The organism is Streptomyces sp. 7N604, assembly GCF_052245475.1.
Classification (GTDB): Bacteria; Actinomycetota; Actinomycetes; order Streptomycetales; family Streptomycetaceae; genus Streptomyces.
The window spans coordinates 176,615-193,778 of record NZ_JBQQBX010000001.1 but is presented as its reverse complement, the minus strand read 5'-3'; the positions used below and the strand labels follow the sequence as shown (position 1 = coordinate 193,778).

Here is a 17,164-nt window from a genome sequence, read left to right as displayed (position 1 = left end):
AGGAGCCGGACGCCGGAGGGCCCGGGTACCCCGCAGCATGAGGAGCGCAAACCAGGCTTGCCCGCGACTGGCCCCGGCGCCGACGGCCGCACTGCCCATGCAATGGCCCCTCGAGGCGTCGGCCTGCGCCATGGCAGGCGAGCCGGGCTGGTGTGGTGATTCAGAGTTTGCGGGTATCCCGGGGCTCGACGTAGGGCTCCTCGCCGGGTGGGTGGCCGGTTTCGATGGCACGGCCGCGTTCGAGTTCGGCGTTGAACTCCAGGCCGAGCAGGATGGCGATGTTGGAGATCCACATCCAGATGAGGAAGATGATGACCGCGGCCATGCTGCCGTAGGTCCTGTCGTAGCTGCTGAAGTTCGCCACGTACAGCGCGAAGAGGGCGGAGGCGACGAGCCAGATGAGCACGGCGATGATGCTGCCGGGGCTGACCCAGCGGAAGCCGCGTTTGACGTTCGGGGACGCCCAGTACAGCAGCGCGACGATCAGCATGAAGAGCAGAACCATCACGGGCCACTTGGCGATGTTCCACACCGTGACGGCCGTATCGCCGAGCCCCAGGATATCCCCGGTCCTTTTGGCCAGGGTGCCCGTGAACACCACGCCCACCGCGATGGCGGCCAGCAGCACCACCACGACGACGGTGATGGCGAAGCGGATGGGCAGGGTCTTCCACACAGGCCGGCCTTCGCCGATGTCGTAGACGGCGTTGGAGGCGCGCATGAACGCCGCGATGTACCCGGAGGCCGACCACAGGGCGACCACAATCCCGATGATCAGCGCGATGCTTGCTCGACCCTGGTTGCCCTCCAACTGCTCCAGGATGCTGGTGAGGATGTCGCGGGCAGCGCCCGGGGCCAGGCTGCCCAGATTGTCGATCAACGGCCTGATGCTCGCCGTGCCCAGCAGTCCCAGAATCGACACCAGCGCCAGCAGAGCGGGGAAGATCGCCAGCACCCCGTAGTAGGTCAGAGCGGCCGCCCAGTCGGTGAGGTTGTCGCCCTTGAACTCCTTGACAGTACGTTTGAGCACTCCTGCCCAGGACTGCTTGGACAGATCCGTCGGCTTCTCGGCCGGCGGCTGCGCATTCGCCCCCGGGCGGGACGCACCGTTGTCCTGTGCATTGCCTCTGTCCTCTGCATTGCCTCGCGCCACGACTCACCACCTCCGCTCCGGGCCGCCGTACGGGCGCGGGGCGGAACCCGGCCCGCGCGGTGACCGCCGCCGGCCATCCACCCACCTCTGGTCTGCTCGCGTGCCTCCCCGGCCACGGCCTCCCCGGCCTGCCGGGCCTGCTCGGTTGCCTCCTGGGCCTGCTGTACGGCGGTACCGGCCACCTCACCAGCGGTCTGCTTGGCCTGACCGGCGGTAGCCGATGCCTGCTCCTTCGCTGACTGCCCGGTCTACTGGGCACGACCGGCAGCGCCATTCGCGGACTCACCACTCATGGATTCCTCACTTCTCCAGGGGGAGGGGACGCGCAACCCCGGAGAGCGACGAAGCCGTACTCCCCGGGTCTCGCTGTCACCATCCCCCTGGGCTGGTGCTGTGAGCTGCGCATACGCCCGTCTTTGCGCGCTCACTCCGGCCCCGGGTAGCCGCCGCACGCGCAGGCGAAACGCAAGGCACCGCACGCCGAGCCCTCCAGGCTTGATCGCAATCTCACGGGCGACGGCACCTTCCGCAAGACCACGCGGAGCAAGCTGCCGAGCACCGGCGGGATCAGGCCCCAGGCCCAGCAGTCGCTCTGGTTCAAGAGGATCGTCCCGATCCCCGGCACCCGGAAACTCATGGCGGCGGGGCACATGCGGGTCAACCAGAGCGGCAACCCGATGGACGAACCCCTGATCGCAACCCTCGAGCTCCAAGAGGGGCTACAGAGCTACTGGAGCTACAGGATCTGCCGTACGAAGAGGCCCGCCGCGGAGTCCTCGATCGGTTCGGTTGGTGCATAAATGCCTATTTGCCCCAAAGGTTCCATACTGTATTCGTGGCTCTCATCCCCCCGATCGAACCGATGCTGGCCAAGGCCACCGACACCCTGCCCGTGCCGAGGGCCCTGCCCGGCGGCATCGCCCTGGAGCCGAAGTACGACGGCTTCCGGCTCCTGGTCTTCCATTCCGCCGGAACGACGCAGCTGCAGTCCCGCTCCGGCAACGATCTCAGCACCGCCTTCCCCGAGATCACCGAAGCCGCCGCGGCGCTGCCTGAAGAGGTCGTCCTCGACGGCGAAGCCGTGATCCTGATGGAGGGCCGCCTGCAGTTCGGCGCGCTGCAGCAGCGCGTGAACCGCCCGCTGGCCACGACCCGGCACTTGGCCCACCTCCAGCCCGCCCACTACCTGGCATTCGACCTGCTTCAGCGCGGCACGGCCGAGCTCCTCCACGAGCCGTACCGGGCCCGCCGCGCCGCTCTGGAGGATCTGTTCGCCACCCACGACCTGGGCGCGCCGTGGACCCTGACCCCGGTGACCGACGACCGGGAGCTGGCCGAGCAATGGCTGACCCTGTGGGGACCCGTCGGCGTCGAGGGAGTCGTGGCCAAGGGCTGGGACCAGGCCTATCACCCGGGCCGCCGCGGCTGGATCAAGGTGCGGGCCAAGGAGACCAGTGAAGCCATCACCGGCGCCGTCACCGGCCCCGTCACCGCCCCGCTCACGCTGCTGCTCGGCCGCTACGACACGGACGGCATCCTCCGGCTCGCCGCCCGCAGCACACCGCTCACCGCCTCCCTCCGCAGCGAATTGGGCCGCCTGCTCACCGCCGGGGGCCCCGGGCATCCGTGGGCGGACGTACACATCACCGCGTCCTGGAGCAGCCGGGAGCCACTGGAGTTCACGCCGGTCGAGCCCGAACACGTCGTGGAATTCCACGGCGACACGGCCGTCGACGCCGGCCGATGGCGCCACGCAGTCCGGCCCCTGCGACTGCGCACCGACATCGCCCCCGCCGACGTCGCGCCCTTCGGTGAAGGCCAGCGCCCCGTCAGCGGGTGAACGCGGTCGCGCTCGTTGGCCTTCGGCCAGGACAACACCGCCGCCGCCGAGCAGCTCATAGCAGCTCATGGAACTCACCGCCGAATGACTACCTGTTACCGATCCTGGATGCCGCATGTCAGGGTCGGTGTGTTGGCAGAGTGGTCAGTGGTGCCGCACGCGCCGCAATGCGGTCGATCGCGGTCACTCGCGGGCTTCGCCCGGCCCAGCCCCACGGAGGGCCAGCGCGACGAGGTGTCCGGCCCCGGATGCCGCCACGATCAAGGTGAGTCCGGGCGCGGGCAGCGACTCGGCCACGTGCAGGAGCGGGGAGACGGCGCCGAATTCCGCGCCGAGGGAGGGCCCGGCGGTGTCGGTGAGGGGCACTCCTGCCGCAGCCAGCGAGGTGCGGATCGCCGTGTCCACCGGGGTCGCGCCGACCGGCCCGCAGAATCTGTACCGCAGCTCGCCCGGGCCCGCGGCCAGGGCGGTCACCCGTCGTACCGCGGCGGCCAGGGCCGACGGTTCCGGGGTTCCGTCCGCGCGTGCGGGCACGAATCGTGACACCCCGTCAACCACCACTCCCAGCGGTGCGGTCGCGCTCGAGTCGAGCACCAACGCGGTGGCGCCGCCCAGGGCCTGGCCCACGACGGTCTCTTCGGTCGCGGTGGCCAGCACGCGGCTCGCCCGGCCCCGGCGCAGGGCGGCCGCGGCGAAGAGCACGGCCTCCAGGCCGGATACGACCGGGTTGGTGAGCGTCACGGAGAACGCCCGGGCGGCCAGCGCGATGGCCAGCTGGCTGGCCGGGATGTTCACTGAGAAGCCCGGCAACTCGGCCGGGCTCAGGCCGGCAGTGCCTTCCTCCCGAATGGTCCGGTCAAGGCGCGCGTGGAGCGCGGTGATCGCATGGTGTGTGCCGGTGCAGATGCCGAGGCGTTCCGGTACGTGGTCCTCCGGCAGCTTGTCACCGTGGCGGCGGCCCAGCGCCTGGTTGGCGGCTGCGAGCAGGTAACGGGTGGCGGGCGTGAGGTACTTCCAGCCGCGTCTGCCCAGATGTGCCACTGGATCGAACCAGTCGGGCTCCGGGGCCGGGGGTCTCCCGGCACTCTCGGTTCGGCCGGCCTGCCCAGCTCTCCCGCTCGGGTCCGTCGGTTGCCGTACGCCGGGTGCCACCACGGCCGTACCGGTGATCAGCACGCTCATACGGCGGCGCCCAGCACCAGAGCGGCGTTGTTTCCACCGAAGCCGGTGGCACTGACCACCACGCGCGGCTCGGCGAGCGGAGTCGGCCCGTCCACCGGAACATCCAGCCGACACCGCGGGTCCGGATCGGACACATGCGCGTTGGGCGGTACCGCATGGTGCCGGAGGATCAGCGCCGCGGCCACGCAGCCGAACACCCCGGCGGCACCCGCAGTGTGCCCGATCACCGCCTTGATGGCGTACGCCGGAACAGCCGCGGCCCCGGCGCCCAGTGCGGTCGCGATGACCTCGCTCTCCACCTCGTCGTTCACCTCGATGCCGGCGCGATGCAGCACCGCAGCCCCGGGGGGCCCGCCGGACCGGTCCAACGCGGTGGTGACGGCCCGGTGCAGCTGGCCGCCGTCCGGTTCGGGCGCGGTCGGATGGTAGGCGTCGCAGCTCCAGCCGTCCCCCTCCAGCACGGCGTACGCAGGCGCACCGCGCCGACGGGCGTGATCGGCGGATTCCAGTACGACCGCGGCCGCGCCCTCCCCGGTCACCATGCCCTGCCGGCCGGTGTCGAACGGCCGGCACAACTGCCGGTCCAGCAGCCCGAACCGGTCGAGTGCGGCGAGCGCGACGCGCGAATACCCGTCGGTGCCGCAGGCGATCACCACATCCGCCCGCCCGTCCCGGATCAGCTCCGCGCCCCAGCTCACCGCGTAGACACCGGCGGAGCAGGCCGTGCTCAGGCTCTGATTCGGACCGCCGAGGCCGTGTTCCTGGGCCACTTCCGCCGCAACCACGTACGACGACGCCGACTGATCTGACTGATCGACTTCGCCTGACTCAGCCAGGTCGATGTCGCCCAGCGTGGTGCCCACGGTGAGTGCGGCGTCGGTCCGATGCTCCGGGGCCAGGCCTGCGTCCGCCACGGCCTGGCCGACCGCGCTGGACGCCATCGCGCTGGCCCGGCCGAGCGGGCCGGAACGACCGAGGGGCGGCTCTGTACCCGCGCATCCCGTGCTGACCCGGTACACGTTCGGGCGGTCCCCGGTGCCGTGGTTGTCCGGCGCGGGCACGGGCAGGTGCGCCGCGCGCAGCAGGCCGTCCCAGAGCTCCGCCACGGTGTCGCCGAGGCAGCACACCACGCCCAAACCGGTGATCACGACAGGTGTCATCAGGTCCTCCAGAACCTTTCCGAGGGGACGCTCGGGAGGCTAGCCCGCCCCCCTGGCCAAGATCGATAGGCGGCGGTATTCCGACCCCCCATCGACCCCCGTCAGGAGTTTGACTCGTCGTCCAGCGTGCGACATTGTCGAACAACGTTCACGGATGGACGGGGCGTCATCACCGGACCACGAACGGGACTGAGCACGGCGGGAGTTGGCGACGGTGTCGCCGCGAGGCCGTTGTTGCCGGGGCGGGGGGTCGGCGGCCGACTTGTCCGTCCCCACCGCACGGCAGAGGAGGCGTATCCATGCGTGATGCACTCGCAGAACAGCGGATCTTGACCCGTGAGACCCTCGGCAGGGGGACGTTCGATCTGGTGGTGATAGGTGGCGGGATCGTCGGCATCTCCATCGCCTGGATGGCCGCCCGCTCCGGTCTGCGCGCCGCCGTCGTCGACAAGGGCGACTTCGCCTCGGCGACCTCCAGCGCGTCCTCGAAACTGGCCCACGGCGGCCTGCGCTACCTGGCCATGGGCAATGTCAAGCTCGTCCACGAGAACCACACCGAGCGGCGGGCGCTCGGCAATTACGCCGCACCGCACCACGTCCGCCGGCTGCCTTTCCTCGTACCGCTGTACTCCGGTGGCCCGCACGGGCGGTTGAAGATCGGCGCCGGCATGGTGACGTACTCGGCGCTGTCCCTGTTCAACGACGGCGTCGGCCGGGTGATCTCGCCCAGCCGTGCCCGCGAGTACGTGCCCGCGCTGCGCACCGAGAACCTCCGCGCGTGCGGCCTCTACTGGGACCACCAGATGAGCGACGCACGCCTGGCCATGACCGCCGCGCGGGCCGCCGCGGAGGCGGGCGCGGTCCTCCTCAACCACGCCGAGGTCATGGGGCTGCGCAGGACCTCCGGCCGCGTCGGCGGAGTCGAGCTGCGGGACTGCCTCGACGGCACGGAGTTCGGGGTCGACGCAAAGGTGGTCGTCAACGCCACCGGACCGTGGGTCGATCATCTGCGGCGGATGGAGGACCCGGGGGCCGCGCCGAGCGTGCGGCTGTCCAAGGGCGCCCATCTCGTCGCACGGCAGAACGGGCCGCATCGCGCCGCGATCACCGTCCCCATCGACGACGTGCGGGTCTCCTTCGCCATCCCGTGGGAGGACCACCTCCTCGTCGGCACCACCGACGAGGAGTACCTGGGCGACCCCGCGGGCGTGACGGCGACCGACGCAGACGTGGACCAGATCCTCGGCGAGATCGGACAGGCCATCCCCGACGGGCAGTTGAGCAGGTCCGACATCGTGTACTCGTTCGCCGGGCTGCGGGTGCTCCCCGGAGGCAGCGGGGATACCAAGAACGCCAAGCGCGAGACCGTCGTCTCGGTGGGGTCCGGGGGCATGGTGAGCGTCGCCGGCGGCAAGTGGACGACCTTCCGGCACATCGGCACGATGGTGCTCCAGCGCATCCGGCATCTCCTTCCCGACCTCCAGGTGGAGCGCGGCCCGGCACTCCTTCCTGGGGCGGCACAGCCGGAGCCCGTCCATCGGCTCGTGCGCGCCTCGATGCCCGAGCTGCCCGAGGACGTGACGGCACATCTGGTGCGCCACTACGGCACGCGCAGCCATGAACTGCTCGCGCTCGGCGTGAAGGACCCGGGCCTGCTGGAGCGCGTGCACCCGGACGGTCCCGATATCTGGGCCCAGGTCGCCTACGCGATCGACCGTGAGTGGGGCTATGACGTCGACGACGTGCTCCGCCGCCGGACCACGCTCGCCGTCCGGGGCCTGGACACCCCCGAGATCCGCAAGCGTGTCTCCGAGCTGATCGGGACCTGACCAGGACATCGCCTGACATGTGCAAGGGAAGCAAGAACACGGGGGAGCACCATCTTTGCACGCTGAACATGGCCCGGCAGTGCACCGGAGGAGCCGTGGCGCAGACACGGGCACCCAACCTGTCACCCCGGTGCCGACGGCCCGGCTGCGCGGCCGCCTGCCGTATGGCTATCGGCTGGCTGTGTCCGACAGGGAGTCAGGGGCCGGCCAGGGACTCGTCCCGGACGAACGGACGGCGCCGGTGGTCCGGCGGATCTTCCGGGAGTACCTCTCCGGCAAAGGGCTCCAGCGCATCGCGGAGGGCTTAAACCGGGACGAGATCCCCAGCCCTGGGGCGTACGGGCGCGGCGCGCCGCCGTCCGAGGCGGCGTGGTCCAAGGGCACGGTGCGCGCGATCCTGGTGAACCCGCGCTACGCCGACCCCCCACCGGCCGGTGGCACGGACGGTGAGCGTGCGGTGTCCGACACGATCGTCCCGTATGAGGTGTTCGATCAGGTGCACCAGACGTTCGCCGCCCGCCGCCGGGTCCACCACGAGCCGGGAACGGCCACCGGGAGGCAGCGGTATCTGCTGCGGGGGCTGCTGCGCTGCGCCAGGTGCAACCGGCTCATGCAGGGGACCCGGAACAACGGGGAGCCCTATTACCGGTGCCGGTTACCGGCCGAGCACGCAACGGCGAACCTCATCGACCATCCCCGCAATGTGTATCTGCGGGAGAGAAACGTGCTCGGCCCGCTCACCGCGTGCCTCCGCACGGTCTGCGCGCCCCGTCAACTACTGGCGCTGGCCGGGGACCCCGGCCCTGGGCGCCTCCGTGCCTTGGTCATCGAGGCGGCCGACCACTACGCACAGGCGCTCCAGGAGGCCAGGGGCGAGTCCCTGGCACGGGTGTTTCGCACTCTGGGGCTGCAACTCGTCTATTCCGATGCCGACAACCTGCTCAAGGTGAAAGCCGTACTCGCGCCCGGCCGCATGGTGGTACGGGGAACTGTCGAGCTGTGACCGGGGGAAGGATTCCGGGGTTTTCCCAACACCCATGATCCGGCGGCTGCGTGAGGCTTCTCGAGTAGCGTTCGGAATATGAGCACTGACATCACGGTGGACAAGGACCAGTTGCGTAATCTGGTGGCCGACACGCTCGATGTGACTCCGGAAGCCATAACGGATGAAGCGCGCTTCAAGGAGGACCTGCAAGCGGATTCGCTCATTGCCCTGGAATTGGCCGTCACCCTCGAGCGCCGGTACACGGTCGAAATCAGCGAGGAGGAAATCGGCCGGGTCCGCCGGCTGCCGGATGTGTACGAGCTGCTCGTGCGGAAGCTGCAAGGCCGTGGCTGAGCCGGGGCTGTTCCTGCTGATCGAGACCCAGGGCCACTGGTCTGGGCCGCACGCCGGGCGGTTCCTGGACGACGCCGTGGCGCTCGCCGGGACGGACACGTCCGTGACCGTGTTCCTGGCCCAGGACGGCGTGTTCGCCGCCGTACCCGGCGCTGTGCCCGCGCTGCCCAGGCTCGCCGAGCTGGGCGGGCGGATCTGGGTGGACGACTTCTCGGTGGCGCAGCGGGCGCTCACCGTGGGCGAGTTGTCCGAGCATGTCACCGCAGTGGGCATGGATGCCGTCGCCCGTGCCCTGCTGGCCGACGGCTGCAAGGTGGTGTGGCACTGATGGCGCCCAAGACCGCCGAACGCCGGTGGGACCTGCTGCTCGTGATCACCGGAACGCCGCACCAGGACGACATGGCCACCACCGCACTGCGGCTGGCACAGGCGGTGCTGGACGAGGGCGGCACGGTACGGGTGTGGGCCTGCGGCTACGCGACGATGCTCACCCAGACCGCGCTCGGCGACACCAAGCCGCGCAACGTACGCCGCCCGGACCGGGACTATCCGTCGAGCGCGGGGATCATCCGCCGGATGCTGGTCGCCGGCTCCGGCCGGTTCGCCTGGATCGGATGCACTGCGTGCAGCGCGGAACGCGGCGCCACCAGTCACATGCCGGAGGTCCGGCTGCGGTCGCCGATGCGGTTCGTTCCCACGATCGAGGCTGCGGTCAAGACCGTCTACATAGGGGGGATCTGATGCCTTACCGGCTGCTCGGTGTCGTGGACCGGGCGTACCGAGGCGCGGTGGAGGCGCAGTTCTTCGATGTGCTCTACGGCCTCCTGGACTTCCGGAAGCAGTTCGGCCACGCGGACCTGGTGCTGCGCGGCCAGGCGGTGACGCTGGCTGTGGACGAGGACGGCTACCGGCCGGAGCTGGAGCTGGGTTCGCTGCGCATGGACACCTTGCCGGACTACCGGCGCACGGTGCGGGAGGTGGTCGCGGAGGGAGTCGCCGTCCTGGTGGACGAGGCGGACCTGCGGGCGCTGGGATTCCGCCCCGGCCGGCTCATCTCCGGCGTGACCTGCCTCGACACCACAGAGCTCGCCGCGCGGTGGCCCGAGTACGACGGCGTGTGGTTCGTATGAGCGCCGCATTCGCGACCGCCGCGTTCGCGGCTCCGCTGCGGGCGGTGGACCGGGTGGAGACGACCTTCGGGCCGACGGGGACCCGGCTGCGGGCGTACAAGAAGGTCTCCGCGGACGACCCCTACATGGCGGGCCACTTCCCCGGACTGACCATGCTGCCGGCGATGTTCCTGCTGGAGGGGCTGCGCCAGGCGGTGGCGCAGGGGCTGGCTGACGACGGTCCGCCGGAGCTGCTCGAGGTGAGGTCCGCCCGGATGCTGGCCCCGATGCCGGCCGGCGACGAGATCGGCATGGACGTGGCTGTCGAGCCGCTGGCCCAATCGGCGGACGCGGGCATCCGATGGGCGCTGACCGCTCGGTGCGCACGCCGGGACGGCACCCCTGTGGCGGTCGTCAAGGCTGTGGTCGGGACACCCCGTACGGACGGGTTGCAGGCCCCTGCGCCGCCGCCCGCCCGTACGGGCCGGCCGCCCTCGGCGGACCACGCCAGGATCCGGCAGCTGCTGCCGGTGAGGCACCCGATGCTGCTGGTCGACCGGGTGGCCTCGGTGGAGGCCGGCCGCGAGATCTGCGCGGTGAAGGCGGTCACCGGCAGCGAGCCGTGCTACCAGGGGCTGCCGGAGGGGCTATCCGGGAGGGAGTACGCCTATCCGCGCTCGCTGTCGCTGGAGTCGTTCGGTCAGGCCGCGGCGCTGCTGTGGCTGGAGACGGTCGGCGGGGGAGGGGTACCGGACGGAGTGCTGATGCTGGCCGCGATCCGGGACTGCCGGTTCGAGGGGGCCGTGTATCCGGGCGATGTGCTGCGCCATGTGGTGCGGCTCGATCAGCTGGTCGGAGACAACGCCTTTTTGTCCGGAGAAATTTGGGTGGATGACCGCTGTCTCGCGTCGATGGGTTCGCTGATTGCGGTGAACCGGCCGCGTACGCAATTGATGTAAACACCCATGGTCGCTTGGCCTCGGAACTTCTCGCTCGCTAGCGTTTACCAACAGAAAAGCAACTCGCTGATACCTGAAGAAGGGTGACAAGAAAATGTCGGTGGCGACCAGGCGGCAGCAGCTCGAAGAAATACGCGAGATCGTGGCGGAAGTGCTGGAGTTGGAGCCGGAGGAGATTACGGACACCAGCCTGTTCATCGAGGAGCACGACGCGGACTCGCTTCGGGCGATCGAAATTCTGGCCCGTCTCGAGAAGAAGTACCGGGTGGAGATTCCGCAGTCGGACCTGCCCAGGATGGTGCACCTGACCGCGGTGTACGAGGTGCTCGCCGAGCACGCCGGCTGGACGGCCTGAACCAGTGCGCCGCGTCGTCATCACCGGTGTGGGACCGGTGTCGAGCATCGGGATCGGGGCCGCCGCCTACAGTGTGGCCCTCCAGGCCGGCGCCAACGGCGTCTCGCCGATCGCCGGCTTCGACAGCAGCGGATTCCCCTACTACATGGCGGGGGAGGTGCACGAGTTCCGGCCTGAGCGGATGCTCCGGCGGCTGTCCGCCGATGAGTGGGGCCGTACCAGCCTGTTCGCGGCGGCCGCCGCCCGGCTCGCCGTGGCGGACGCGGGCATCGACGAGGATGAACTGGCCGCGGCGCGAGCCGGTTCCAGCATGGGCACCACCGGCGGCGAGTCCCAGGTGCTGGAGCGGCTCACCGACCAGTCCCTCACGGCGGGGTTCGACGGCCTCGACGCCGGTCTCGTACGCCAGGTGTCCAGCGCCCGGTTGTCGCATGCGGTCAACCGGGAGCTGCGGCTGACCGGCGACGCCGTGACGCTGTCCACGGCCTGCTCGGCCAGCAACTACGCGCTCGGCTACGCGTACGACCTGATCCGCACGGACGAGGCCGACTACATGCTCGCGGGGGGCGCGGACTCCGTGGGACGCTGGTCGCACGCGGGCTTCTACCGGCTCGGCGCGCTCACCGAGAAGGCGTGCTCGCCGTTCGACAAGAACCGGTCGGGGATCATCACCGGCGAGGGCGGAGCCGCCCTGTTCCTGGAGAGCCTGGAGTCGGCGCAGGCCCGCGGGGCGCGGATCTACGCCGAGGTGCTCGGCTACGGCCTCAACTGCGACGCCACCCACATGGTCGCCCCGGACCGGGACAGCATCGCCGCGTGCATGCGGCTGGCCCACCGCAATGCCGGGACCGCGCCCGCCGACGTGGACTACATCTGCGCCCACGGCACCGGCACTCCGGCGAACGACCTGGTGGAGGCCGGGGCCGTGGTCGAGGTCTTCGACGGGAACCCACCGCCGATCAGCTCCACCAAGTCGATGCTCGGCCACACCATGGGTGCGGCCAGCGCGCTGGGCGCCATCGCATCCGCGCTGGGCATCGCCGAGTCGTTCATCCCACCCACCATCAACTACAACACCCCGGACCCTCAGATGCCCGAGATCGATCCAGTGCCGAATCAGGCCCGGCGTACGGAGGTGCGGATCGCACAGGTGAACGGATTCGCCTTCGGCGGCAACAACGCCATCGTCATGCTGGGGCGGGCCGCATGACCACAGCGCCCGAACTCAGCCCCGACCCCGCGCACGTCTCGACCGGAGCGCTGGCCGTCACCGGTTTCGGCGTCCTGTCCGGTCTCGGCCACGGACCCGAGCCACTGGCGGCCGCGCTCGCCGCAGGAAGGAGCCAACCGGCCGATGTGAGCGGACTGTTCGACGAGCCGTTGCCGCGCCCCGACGCCCACGCGCTGGTGGACTTCACGGTCCGCGACTACCTGGGTCGCAAGGGCACCTCATTCTTCGACCGCAGCACCTCGCTGGCCATGGTCGCCTGCAAGGCCGCGCTGGCCGACACCGACCGCCTGGTCGACGAGGGCAACCGCGCCCGGACCGGCATCGTCCTCGGGACCACGGTCGGCAGCGCGAAGTCCACCAGCGACTACAGCAGGGACACCTTCGTCCAGGAACGGCCCTACCTGGTCAACCCGTTGCTCTTCCCCAATGCGGTGATGAACTGCGCCGCCGGCCAGTCGGCGATCTGGTACGGCCTGCGAGGGCCGAACGCCACGATCGCCGGCGGTCCGCTGGCCATGCTGGGCGCGCTGCGCTACAGCCGGAATTTGCTCCGCTGCGGGTACGCCGACGCGCTGCTGACCGGATCAGTGGAGGAGTTCAGTCCCCAGTCGGCCTGGGCGGTGCACTATGCGCAGTCCACCGAGGGCGGCAGCCTGCCGCCGGGCGAGGGTGCCGCGGTATTCATGGTCGAGAGCGCGGACGCAGTGCGGGCGGCAGGCCGGCGCATGGATGCCGAAATTCTGGCGGTTGAGGTCGGCAGCTTCGCCCCGCCCGGTCCGGACGGGGCGTTCACCGAGGGGCTCGCGGCATGTCTGAACCGGGCCCTGGAACGGGCCGGGGTGTCCGCGGTCGAGATCGCCGCAGTGGCCACCGCGGCCAACGGCATGATCCGGCAGGACGTGGCGGAAGAGGCCGCGATCCGGTCCGTCCTCGGCGTCGGCGTGCCGCGGCTGCGGGTCAAGGAGGTGACCGGCGAGGCATTCAGCGCATCGGGTGCGTTCCAACTGGCCGCGCTGCTGGCCTGGCACCGTGCCGAACCCGAGCAGGACGGTCAGGTCTCGGTGATCACCACCCGGACTGCGGACGGCGCGGCGGGAGCCGCCGTGGTCAGGGGGTGGAGCCGGTGACGGTCGCTATCACAGGCAGAGCGATGCTCACCTGCTTCGGCGACCTGGACGCCACGTACAGCGCGCTCCTGGCCGGACGGACGGGTGCCTCGCCCCTGCGCCTCGGCGATCCCGCGAAGCTGAACCTCGGCTACGGGTACGCCATCGACGACGGCGAGCCTCGTGACGCGGGCGGCAAGGGTGACGAGGCCGGCGAAGGCGACGACGGCGCCCAGACGTCACGGGACACGCAGCGGGTGGGGCACTGGCTGGCCCGCTGCGTGGCCGAGGCCCTGCGCGACGCCGGGGTGAACCCGGCCGGGCGCCGGGTGGCCGTGATCGTCGGCACCGGTCTGCGGGAGCTGCGCAGCGTCGAGCGGTGGTACGGCGACGGCGCCGGACTGCGCCTGGCCGAGCTGCACTTCGGCGAGGCGGTGCGCTCCGTCGCACCGCACGTCACCGAGGTGCACACGCTCTCCAACGCCTGTTCGGCATCCGGTTACGCACTCGCCCTGGCCATGGACCTGCTCGCGCTCGGCGAGGCCGACGCGGTGGTGGCGGCCGGCTGCGACACGATGACCGAGAGCATGCTCACCATGATCGGCCGGGTCGGCGAGACCACGGCCGACATCGTGCGGCCCTTCGACGCCGACCGGCAGGGGGTACTGCTCGGAGAAGGGGCGGCCGCCGTCGTCCTGGAGCCCGATCCGGAGCCGGAGGACGGCCGGACCGTGCACGGCGTGCTGCGCGGAGTGGGCCTGGGCTGCGACGCGTACCACGAGACCGCGCCCGACCGGGGCGGGATCGTGGCAACGATGCGAGACGCACACCGGCGAGCTGGAGTGACGCCGGATCAGATCGACCTGGTACTCGCCCACGGCACCGCCACGGAACTGGGCGACCCGACCGAGGCGGCCGCTCTGCTGGAGGTGTTCGGCCCCGACGGGCCGCAGGTCACCGGCATCAAGGGAGCCATCGGACACACCTCCGGCGGCGCTGCGCTGATGAGTGTCCTGGTTGCGCTGACCGCGCTGCGCGAGGGCACGGTGCCCCCGACCGCCGGGCTTCGGACCCCGGCGCCGGAGGCGGAGTGGCTGAACCTGGTCCACGGCGGCCCGGTGCCCGCGCGCGGGCACCTCGCCCAGGTCAACGCGTTCGGGTTCGGCGGAGTCAACGCGGTGACGATGGTGGAGGCCGGCCATGCCCGGTAGTGCGCAGCCGACGTCGGTGGCCGTGGGCGGCTGGTCCGTCCACGTCCCGGGGCTCACCGCGGCGGACCTGCCGGGCTCCCCGGACGAGCCGGCCTGCAGCCCCGATCAGGCCCGGCTGGTATTGGGCCGCAAGGGCCTGCTCGGCAAGGAGCCGGCGACCCGGCTGGCGCTGTGCGCGGTCCACCGGGCGCTGGGCCTGCCCCCCGGCCCACTGCCGGAGCCGCTCCCGTACGCCCCCGGCACCGCGGTGGTCGTCGCCTCGAACCTCGGCAACGCCGAGACGGTGTGCACGGTGCTTTCCCAGATGCGCGAGCGCGGCGGCTCCGCGGTCAGCCCCCTGGATGCCCCGAACGCCTCCAGCAATGTCATCGCGAGTTCGGTCGCGATCCGGTACGGCTTCACCGGCCCCAACCTGACCGTGTGCAGTGGCGCCACCGCAGGACTGGACGCGGTGCGGCTCGGGATGCTCCTGGTGCGTGCCGGTCGGGCCCGGCGGGCGGTCGTGGTGGGCGTGGAGCCGGCCGACCCGGTGGCCCGGCGGCTGGCCGCACTGCGCCCGGACCCGCCGGGGGAGCTCACCGCCGCGGCCGGCTGCGTCCTGTTGGGCGAGTGGCCGGAGCAGACCGGTGTGTGGTGCGGCCCGGTGGTGCGCAGCCGCCGGCCGGTCCCTGCCGCTGACGCGAAGATCGGTGAACTGTACGGCGCCGAGGGCGTGGTGCGGCTCGCGGTGGCGGCGGCGCGGCTGGCGGCGGCTGCGGGGCCTGAAGCGGCCGGCGCGGCGGACACCCCGGTCGAGGTCGGCTGCGGCGACCCGGAAGACGGCTACGCGAGCACACGGCTGGTGCGGGAGACGCCGGTGGGAGCGGCGGCATGACCGAGTGGACGAGGGTGGCCGCCGACGACGGTCTCGAAGTCTGGCGCGGCCCAGGAGACGGCCCGCCGCTCGTGGCCGCGCACGGTATCGAGGACTCCTGGAGCCGGTGGCGCCCGCTCGCGGAACAGCTGACCGGGTTCACGACGTACGCGCTCCAACTGCCGTGGCACGGCGGCAACACCTACACCTGGCGGCAGCACGGCACCCCGGGGCAGTGGCTGCGCAGGGCACTGGATCTCGTACCGGAGACCCCGACAGTGCTGCTCGGCCACTCGTTCGGCGCGAACGCCGCGCTGGAGCACCTGGCCACCCCGGGCGGGCCCCGCCGGCCCGCGGCTCTGGTGCTGGCCGCGCCGTTCTACCGGCCGGCGGGCTTCCCGGTGACGCCGGGGCTGCGGCAGCGTTCGCTCGCGGCGTTCCGCAAGGTGCTGAACGACGGACTGCGCCTGTCGCTGGGGCCGAGAGGCGTCCAGCTCGATCCGGATATCCGCACGGCGATGGGCCGGAAACTGCTGGACCGGGCGGTGCCCGCCGGATTCCCGGTGTTCTTCGACGAGTTCGTCGCCTCCGGTCGCCTGAACCTCGCCCGGATCCCGGTGCCGACTCTGGTCCTCGCCGGCGTGGACGACGAGTCGCTGACCCCGATGCGGGCCGCCGAACTGGAGCGGGCGATGCCGACGGCGACGGTCCGGCTACGACCGTCGTACGGGCACTTCTGCCATGTGGAGCAGGCCGGCCGGATGAGCCGGGACACCGGCGAGTTCCTGCACGGTGTGCTGAATGAATCCTCTGACCTTACCGAAGGAGAGAAAGTCGTGGCCGAGTTGCTCGACGGCGAGCCCACCAGCTATGTGGGCATGCCGCGCTACGAGGGCGTGAACATCCGTACCTGGGTCGGGTTCAAGCACTTCATGTACCTGGTCGAGGAGGCGGTGCTGCAGTACTTCCGCGACCGCGGAGTGGGTGCACGCTGCCTCTACCACCGCTTCGGTCTCGGGCTGGAGATCGTGGACTCCTCCGTGCAACTGCCGGTGGCGCTGGAGGCGGACGAGCAGGTGTACGCCACCGTCGTCTCGGCAACCCCCAAGCCCGGCAAGGGCGCTCCGTTCGCGGTGGAACTGGTCGTCGAGCGGGACGGCAGGACCGTGACCGCGCTCAAGGGCAAGGTGCGGGTGGCGCTGGTGACCGTCAAGGACGGCGCGGGTGGGGAACCGGTGCCGGCGTTCCTGGAGCCCTACGTCGTATCCGATGTGGCCGCGCTGGAGCAGCCGGGGGCTGTGCCGCTCCCGGTCGCGGACGGCCGGGATCCCGCAGACGTGCTGGTCCCCGCCGGCTCCGGGGCGCTGCTGTGGTCGTGGCGAGCCCCCTACTACTACTGCCACTTCTCCGACCGGCTCCAGCACTCCGCCTACGTACGGACCTTGGAGGAGGTGGTGGACCGGTTCCTGCACTCCCGGGGCCTGGCGGTCGGCAAGCTGCTCGACGAGCGCGGCTGGATCCCGGTGGTCTCCCGGGCTCGCGTACGGCTCCTGGCCGATGTCTTCATGGAGGAGACCGTGCACACGGTGTTCCGGGTGGAGGAGATCCTCAAGGACACCATGTACACCGCGCGGATGGACTGCTACGTACGGCGCGGCGACGGTCTTGAGCGCACCGCGACCGGGACCATCATGCACGGCTATGCGATCAGCCGCGGCGAGCGGGCGGGCACGGTGGCGACGCTGGACGAGGCCACGCAGGCGGCGCTGCTGGGCGGCGGTGCGGCATGAGCGTACGGAATGCGAGCGCTGGGAACACGAGCGCAAGGAATACGGGC

Annotated in this window: 17 protein-coding genes; 14 read left to right on the top strand and 3 right to left on the bottom strand. The window is 71.0% G+C overall.

Going from position 1 to position 17,164, the window contains the following annotated elements; translation table 11 throughout:
- Positions 1-160: 160 nt before the first annotated feature.
- The gene (locus ACTWP8_RS00855; protein ID WP_443320196.1) at positions 161-1,030 is read right to left on the bottom strand and encodes a YihY/virulence factor BrkB family protein; all 870 of its coding nucleotides are present in this window, start codon (positions 1,028-1,030) and stop codon (positions 161-163) included.
- Positions 1,031-1,988: 958 nt separating this feature from the next.
- On the opposite strand from ACTWP8_RS00855, the gene ACTWP8_RS00850 reads away from it, so the two are divergent.
- Entirely contained in the window at positions 1,989-2,993 is a 1,005-nt protein-coding gene (locus ACTWP8_RS00850) for an ATP-dependent DNA ligase (protein ID WP_443320195.1), read from the top strand.
- A gap of 183 nt (positions 2,994-3,176) precedes the next feature.
- Here the strand turns inward: ACTWP8_RS00850 and ACTWP8_RS00845 are convergent, their stop codons facing one another.
- The gene (locus tag ACTWP8_RS00845) at positions 3,177-4,034 is read right to left on the bottom strand and encodes a beta-ketoacyl synthase N-terminal-like domain-containing protein (RefSeq protein WP_443320194.1); all 858 of its coding nucleotides are present in this window, start codon (positions 4,032-4,034) and stop codon (positions 3,177-3,179) included.
- 137 nt (positions 4,035-4,171) lie between these two features.
- Positions 4,172-5,335 carry a beta-ketoacyl-[acyl-carrier-protein] synthase family protein gene (locus ACTWP8_RS00840; protein WP_443320193.1) on the bottom strand — a complete coding sequence of 388 codons (1,164 nt, stop codon included), beginning with the start codon at positions 5,333-5,335 and terminating at the stop codon, positions 4,172-4,174.
- 299 nt (positions 5,336-5,634) lie between these two features.
- On the opposite strand from ACTWP8_RS00840, the gene ACTWP8_RS00835 reads away from it, so the two are divergent.
- The 13 genes from ACTWP8_RS00835 (at position 5,635) to ACTWP8_RS00775 (ending at position 17,117) form a co-directional block, all read left to right on the top strand.
- Positions 5,635-7,164, top strand: coding sequence for a glycerol-3-phosphate dehydrogenase/oxidase (locus ACTWP8_RS00835; protein WP_443320192.1), 1,530 nt, complete (start codon positions 5,635-5,637; stop codon positions 7,162-7,164).
- A 181-nt stretch (positions 7,165-7,345) separates the two neighbouring features.
- On the top strand, positions 7,346-8,167 hold the full coding sequence (locus ACTWP8_RS00830; RefSeq protein WP_443320191.1) for a recombinase family protein: 822 nt from the start codon (positions 7,346-7,348) through the stop codon (positions 8,165-8,167).
- A gap of 78 nt (positions 8,168-8,245) precedes the next feature.
- A complete protein-coding gene (locus ACTWP8_RS00825; RefSeq protein ID WP_443320190.1) occupies positions 8,246-8,503 on the top strand; it encodes an acyl carrier protein in 258 nt (85 codons plus the stop codon).
- On the top strand, positions 8,496-8,831 hold the full coding sequence (locus tag ACTWP8_RS00820; protein ID WP_443320189.1) for a hypothetical protein: 336 nt from the start codon (positions 8,496-8,498) through the stop codon (positions 8,829-8,831). The genes ACTWP8_RS00825 and ACTWP8_RS00820 overlap by 8 nt, the downstream gene beginning before the upstream one ends.
- Complete coding sequence (locus ACTWP8_RS00815) at positions 8,831-9,244, top strand: hypothetical protein (RefSeq protein ID WP_443320188.1); 414 nt, start codon at positions 8,831-8,833, stop codon at positions 9,242-9,244. The genes ACTWP8_RS00820 and ACTWP8_RS00815 overlap by 1 nt, the downstream gene beginning before the upstream one ends.
- Positions 9,244-9,633 (top strand): hypothetical protein, encoded by a 390-nt coding sequence (locus ACTWP8_RS00810; protein ID WP_443320187.1) that lies wholly within the window; start codon positions 9,244-9,246, stop codon positions 9,631-9,633. The genes ACTWP8_RS00815 and ACTWP8_RS00810 overlap by 1 nt, the downstream gene beginning before the upstream one ends.
- Positions 9,630-10,571 carry a hypothetical protein gene (locus ACTWP8_RS00805; protein WP_443320186.1) on the top strand — a complete coding sequence of 314 codons (942 nt, stop codon included), beginning with the start codon at positions 9,630-9,632 and terminating at the stop codon, positions 10,569-10,571. Before ACTWP8_RS00810 ends, ACTWP8_RS00805 begins: the two co-directional genes overlap by 4 nt.
- A 94-nt stretch (positions 10,572-10,665) precedes the next feature.
- The gene (locus ACTWP8_RS00800; RefSeq protein ID WP_443320185.1) at positions 10,666-10,926 is read left to right on the top strand and encodes an acyl carrier protein; all 261 of its coding nucleotides are present in this window, start codon (positions 10,666-10,668) and stop codon (positions 10,924-10,926) included.
- A 4-nt stretch (positions 10,927-10,930) separates the two neighbouring features.
- Positions 10,931-12,136: a beta-ketoacyl-[acyl-carrier-protein] synthase family protein gene (locus ACTWP8_RS00795; RefSeq protein ID WP_443320184.1), complete on the top strand. Its 1,206-nt coding sequence runs from the start codon at positions 10,931-10,933 to the stop codon at positions 12,134-12,136.
- A complete protein-coding gene (locus tag ACTWP8_RS00790; protein WP_443320183.1) occupies positions 12,133-13,284 on the top strand; it encodes a beta-ketoacyl synthase N-terminal-like domain-containing protein in 1,152 nt (383 codons plus the stop codon). The genes ACTWP8_RS00795 and ACTWP8_RS00790 overlap by 4 nt, the downstream gene beginning before the upstream one ends.
- The gene (locus ACTWP8_RS00785) at positions 13,281-14,474 is read left to right on the top strand and encodes a beta-ketoacyl synthase N-terminal-like domain-containing protein (protein ID WP_443320182.1); all 1,194 of its coding nucleotides are present in this window, start codon (positions 13,281-13,283) and stop codon (positions 14,472-14,474) included. Before ACTWP8_RS00790 ends, ACTWP8_RS00785 begins: the two co-directional genes overlap by 4 nt.
- A complete protein-coding gene (locus tag ACTWP8_RS00780) occupies positions 14,464-15,348 on the top strand; it encodes a beta-ketoacyl synthase N-terminal-like domain-containing protein (protein ID WP_443320181.1) in 885 nt (294 codons plus the stop codon). The genes ACTWP8_RS00785 and ACTWP8_RS00780 overlap by 11 nt, the downstream gene beginning before the upstream one ends.
- Entirely contained in the window at positions 15,345-17,117 is a 1,773-nt protein-coding gene (locus tag ACTWP8_RS00775) for an alpha/beta fold hydrolase (RefSeq protein WP_443320180.1), read from the top strand. Before ACTWP8_RS00780 ends, ACTWP8_RS00775 begins: the two co-directional genes overlap by 4 nt.
- Positions 17,118-17,164 lie beyond the last annotated feature (47 nt).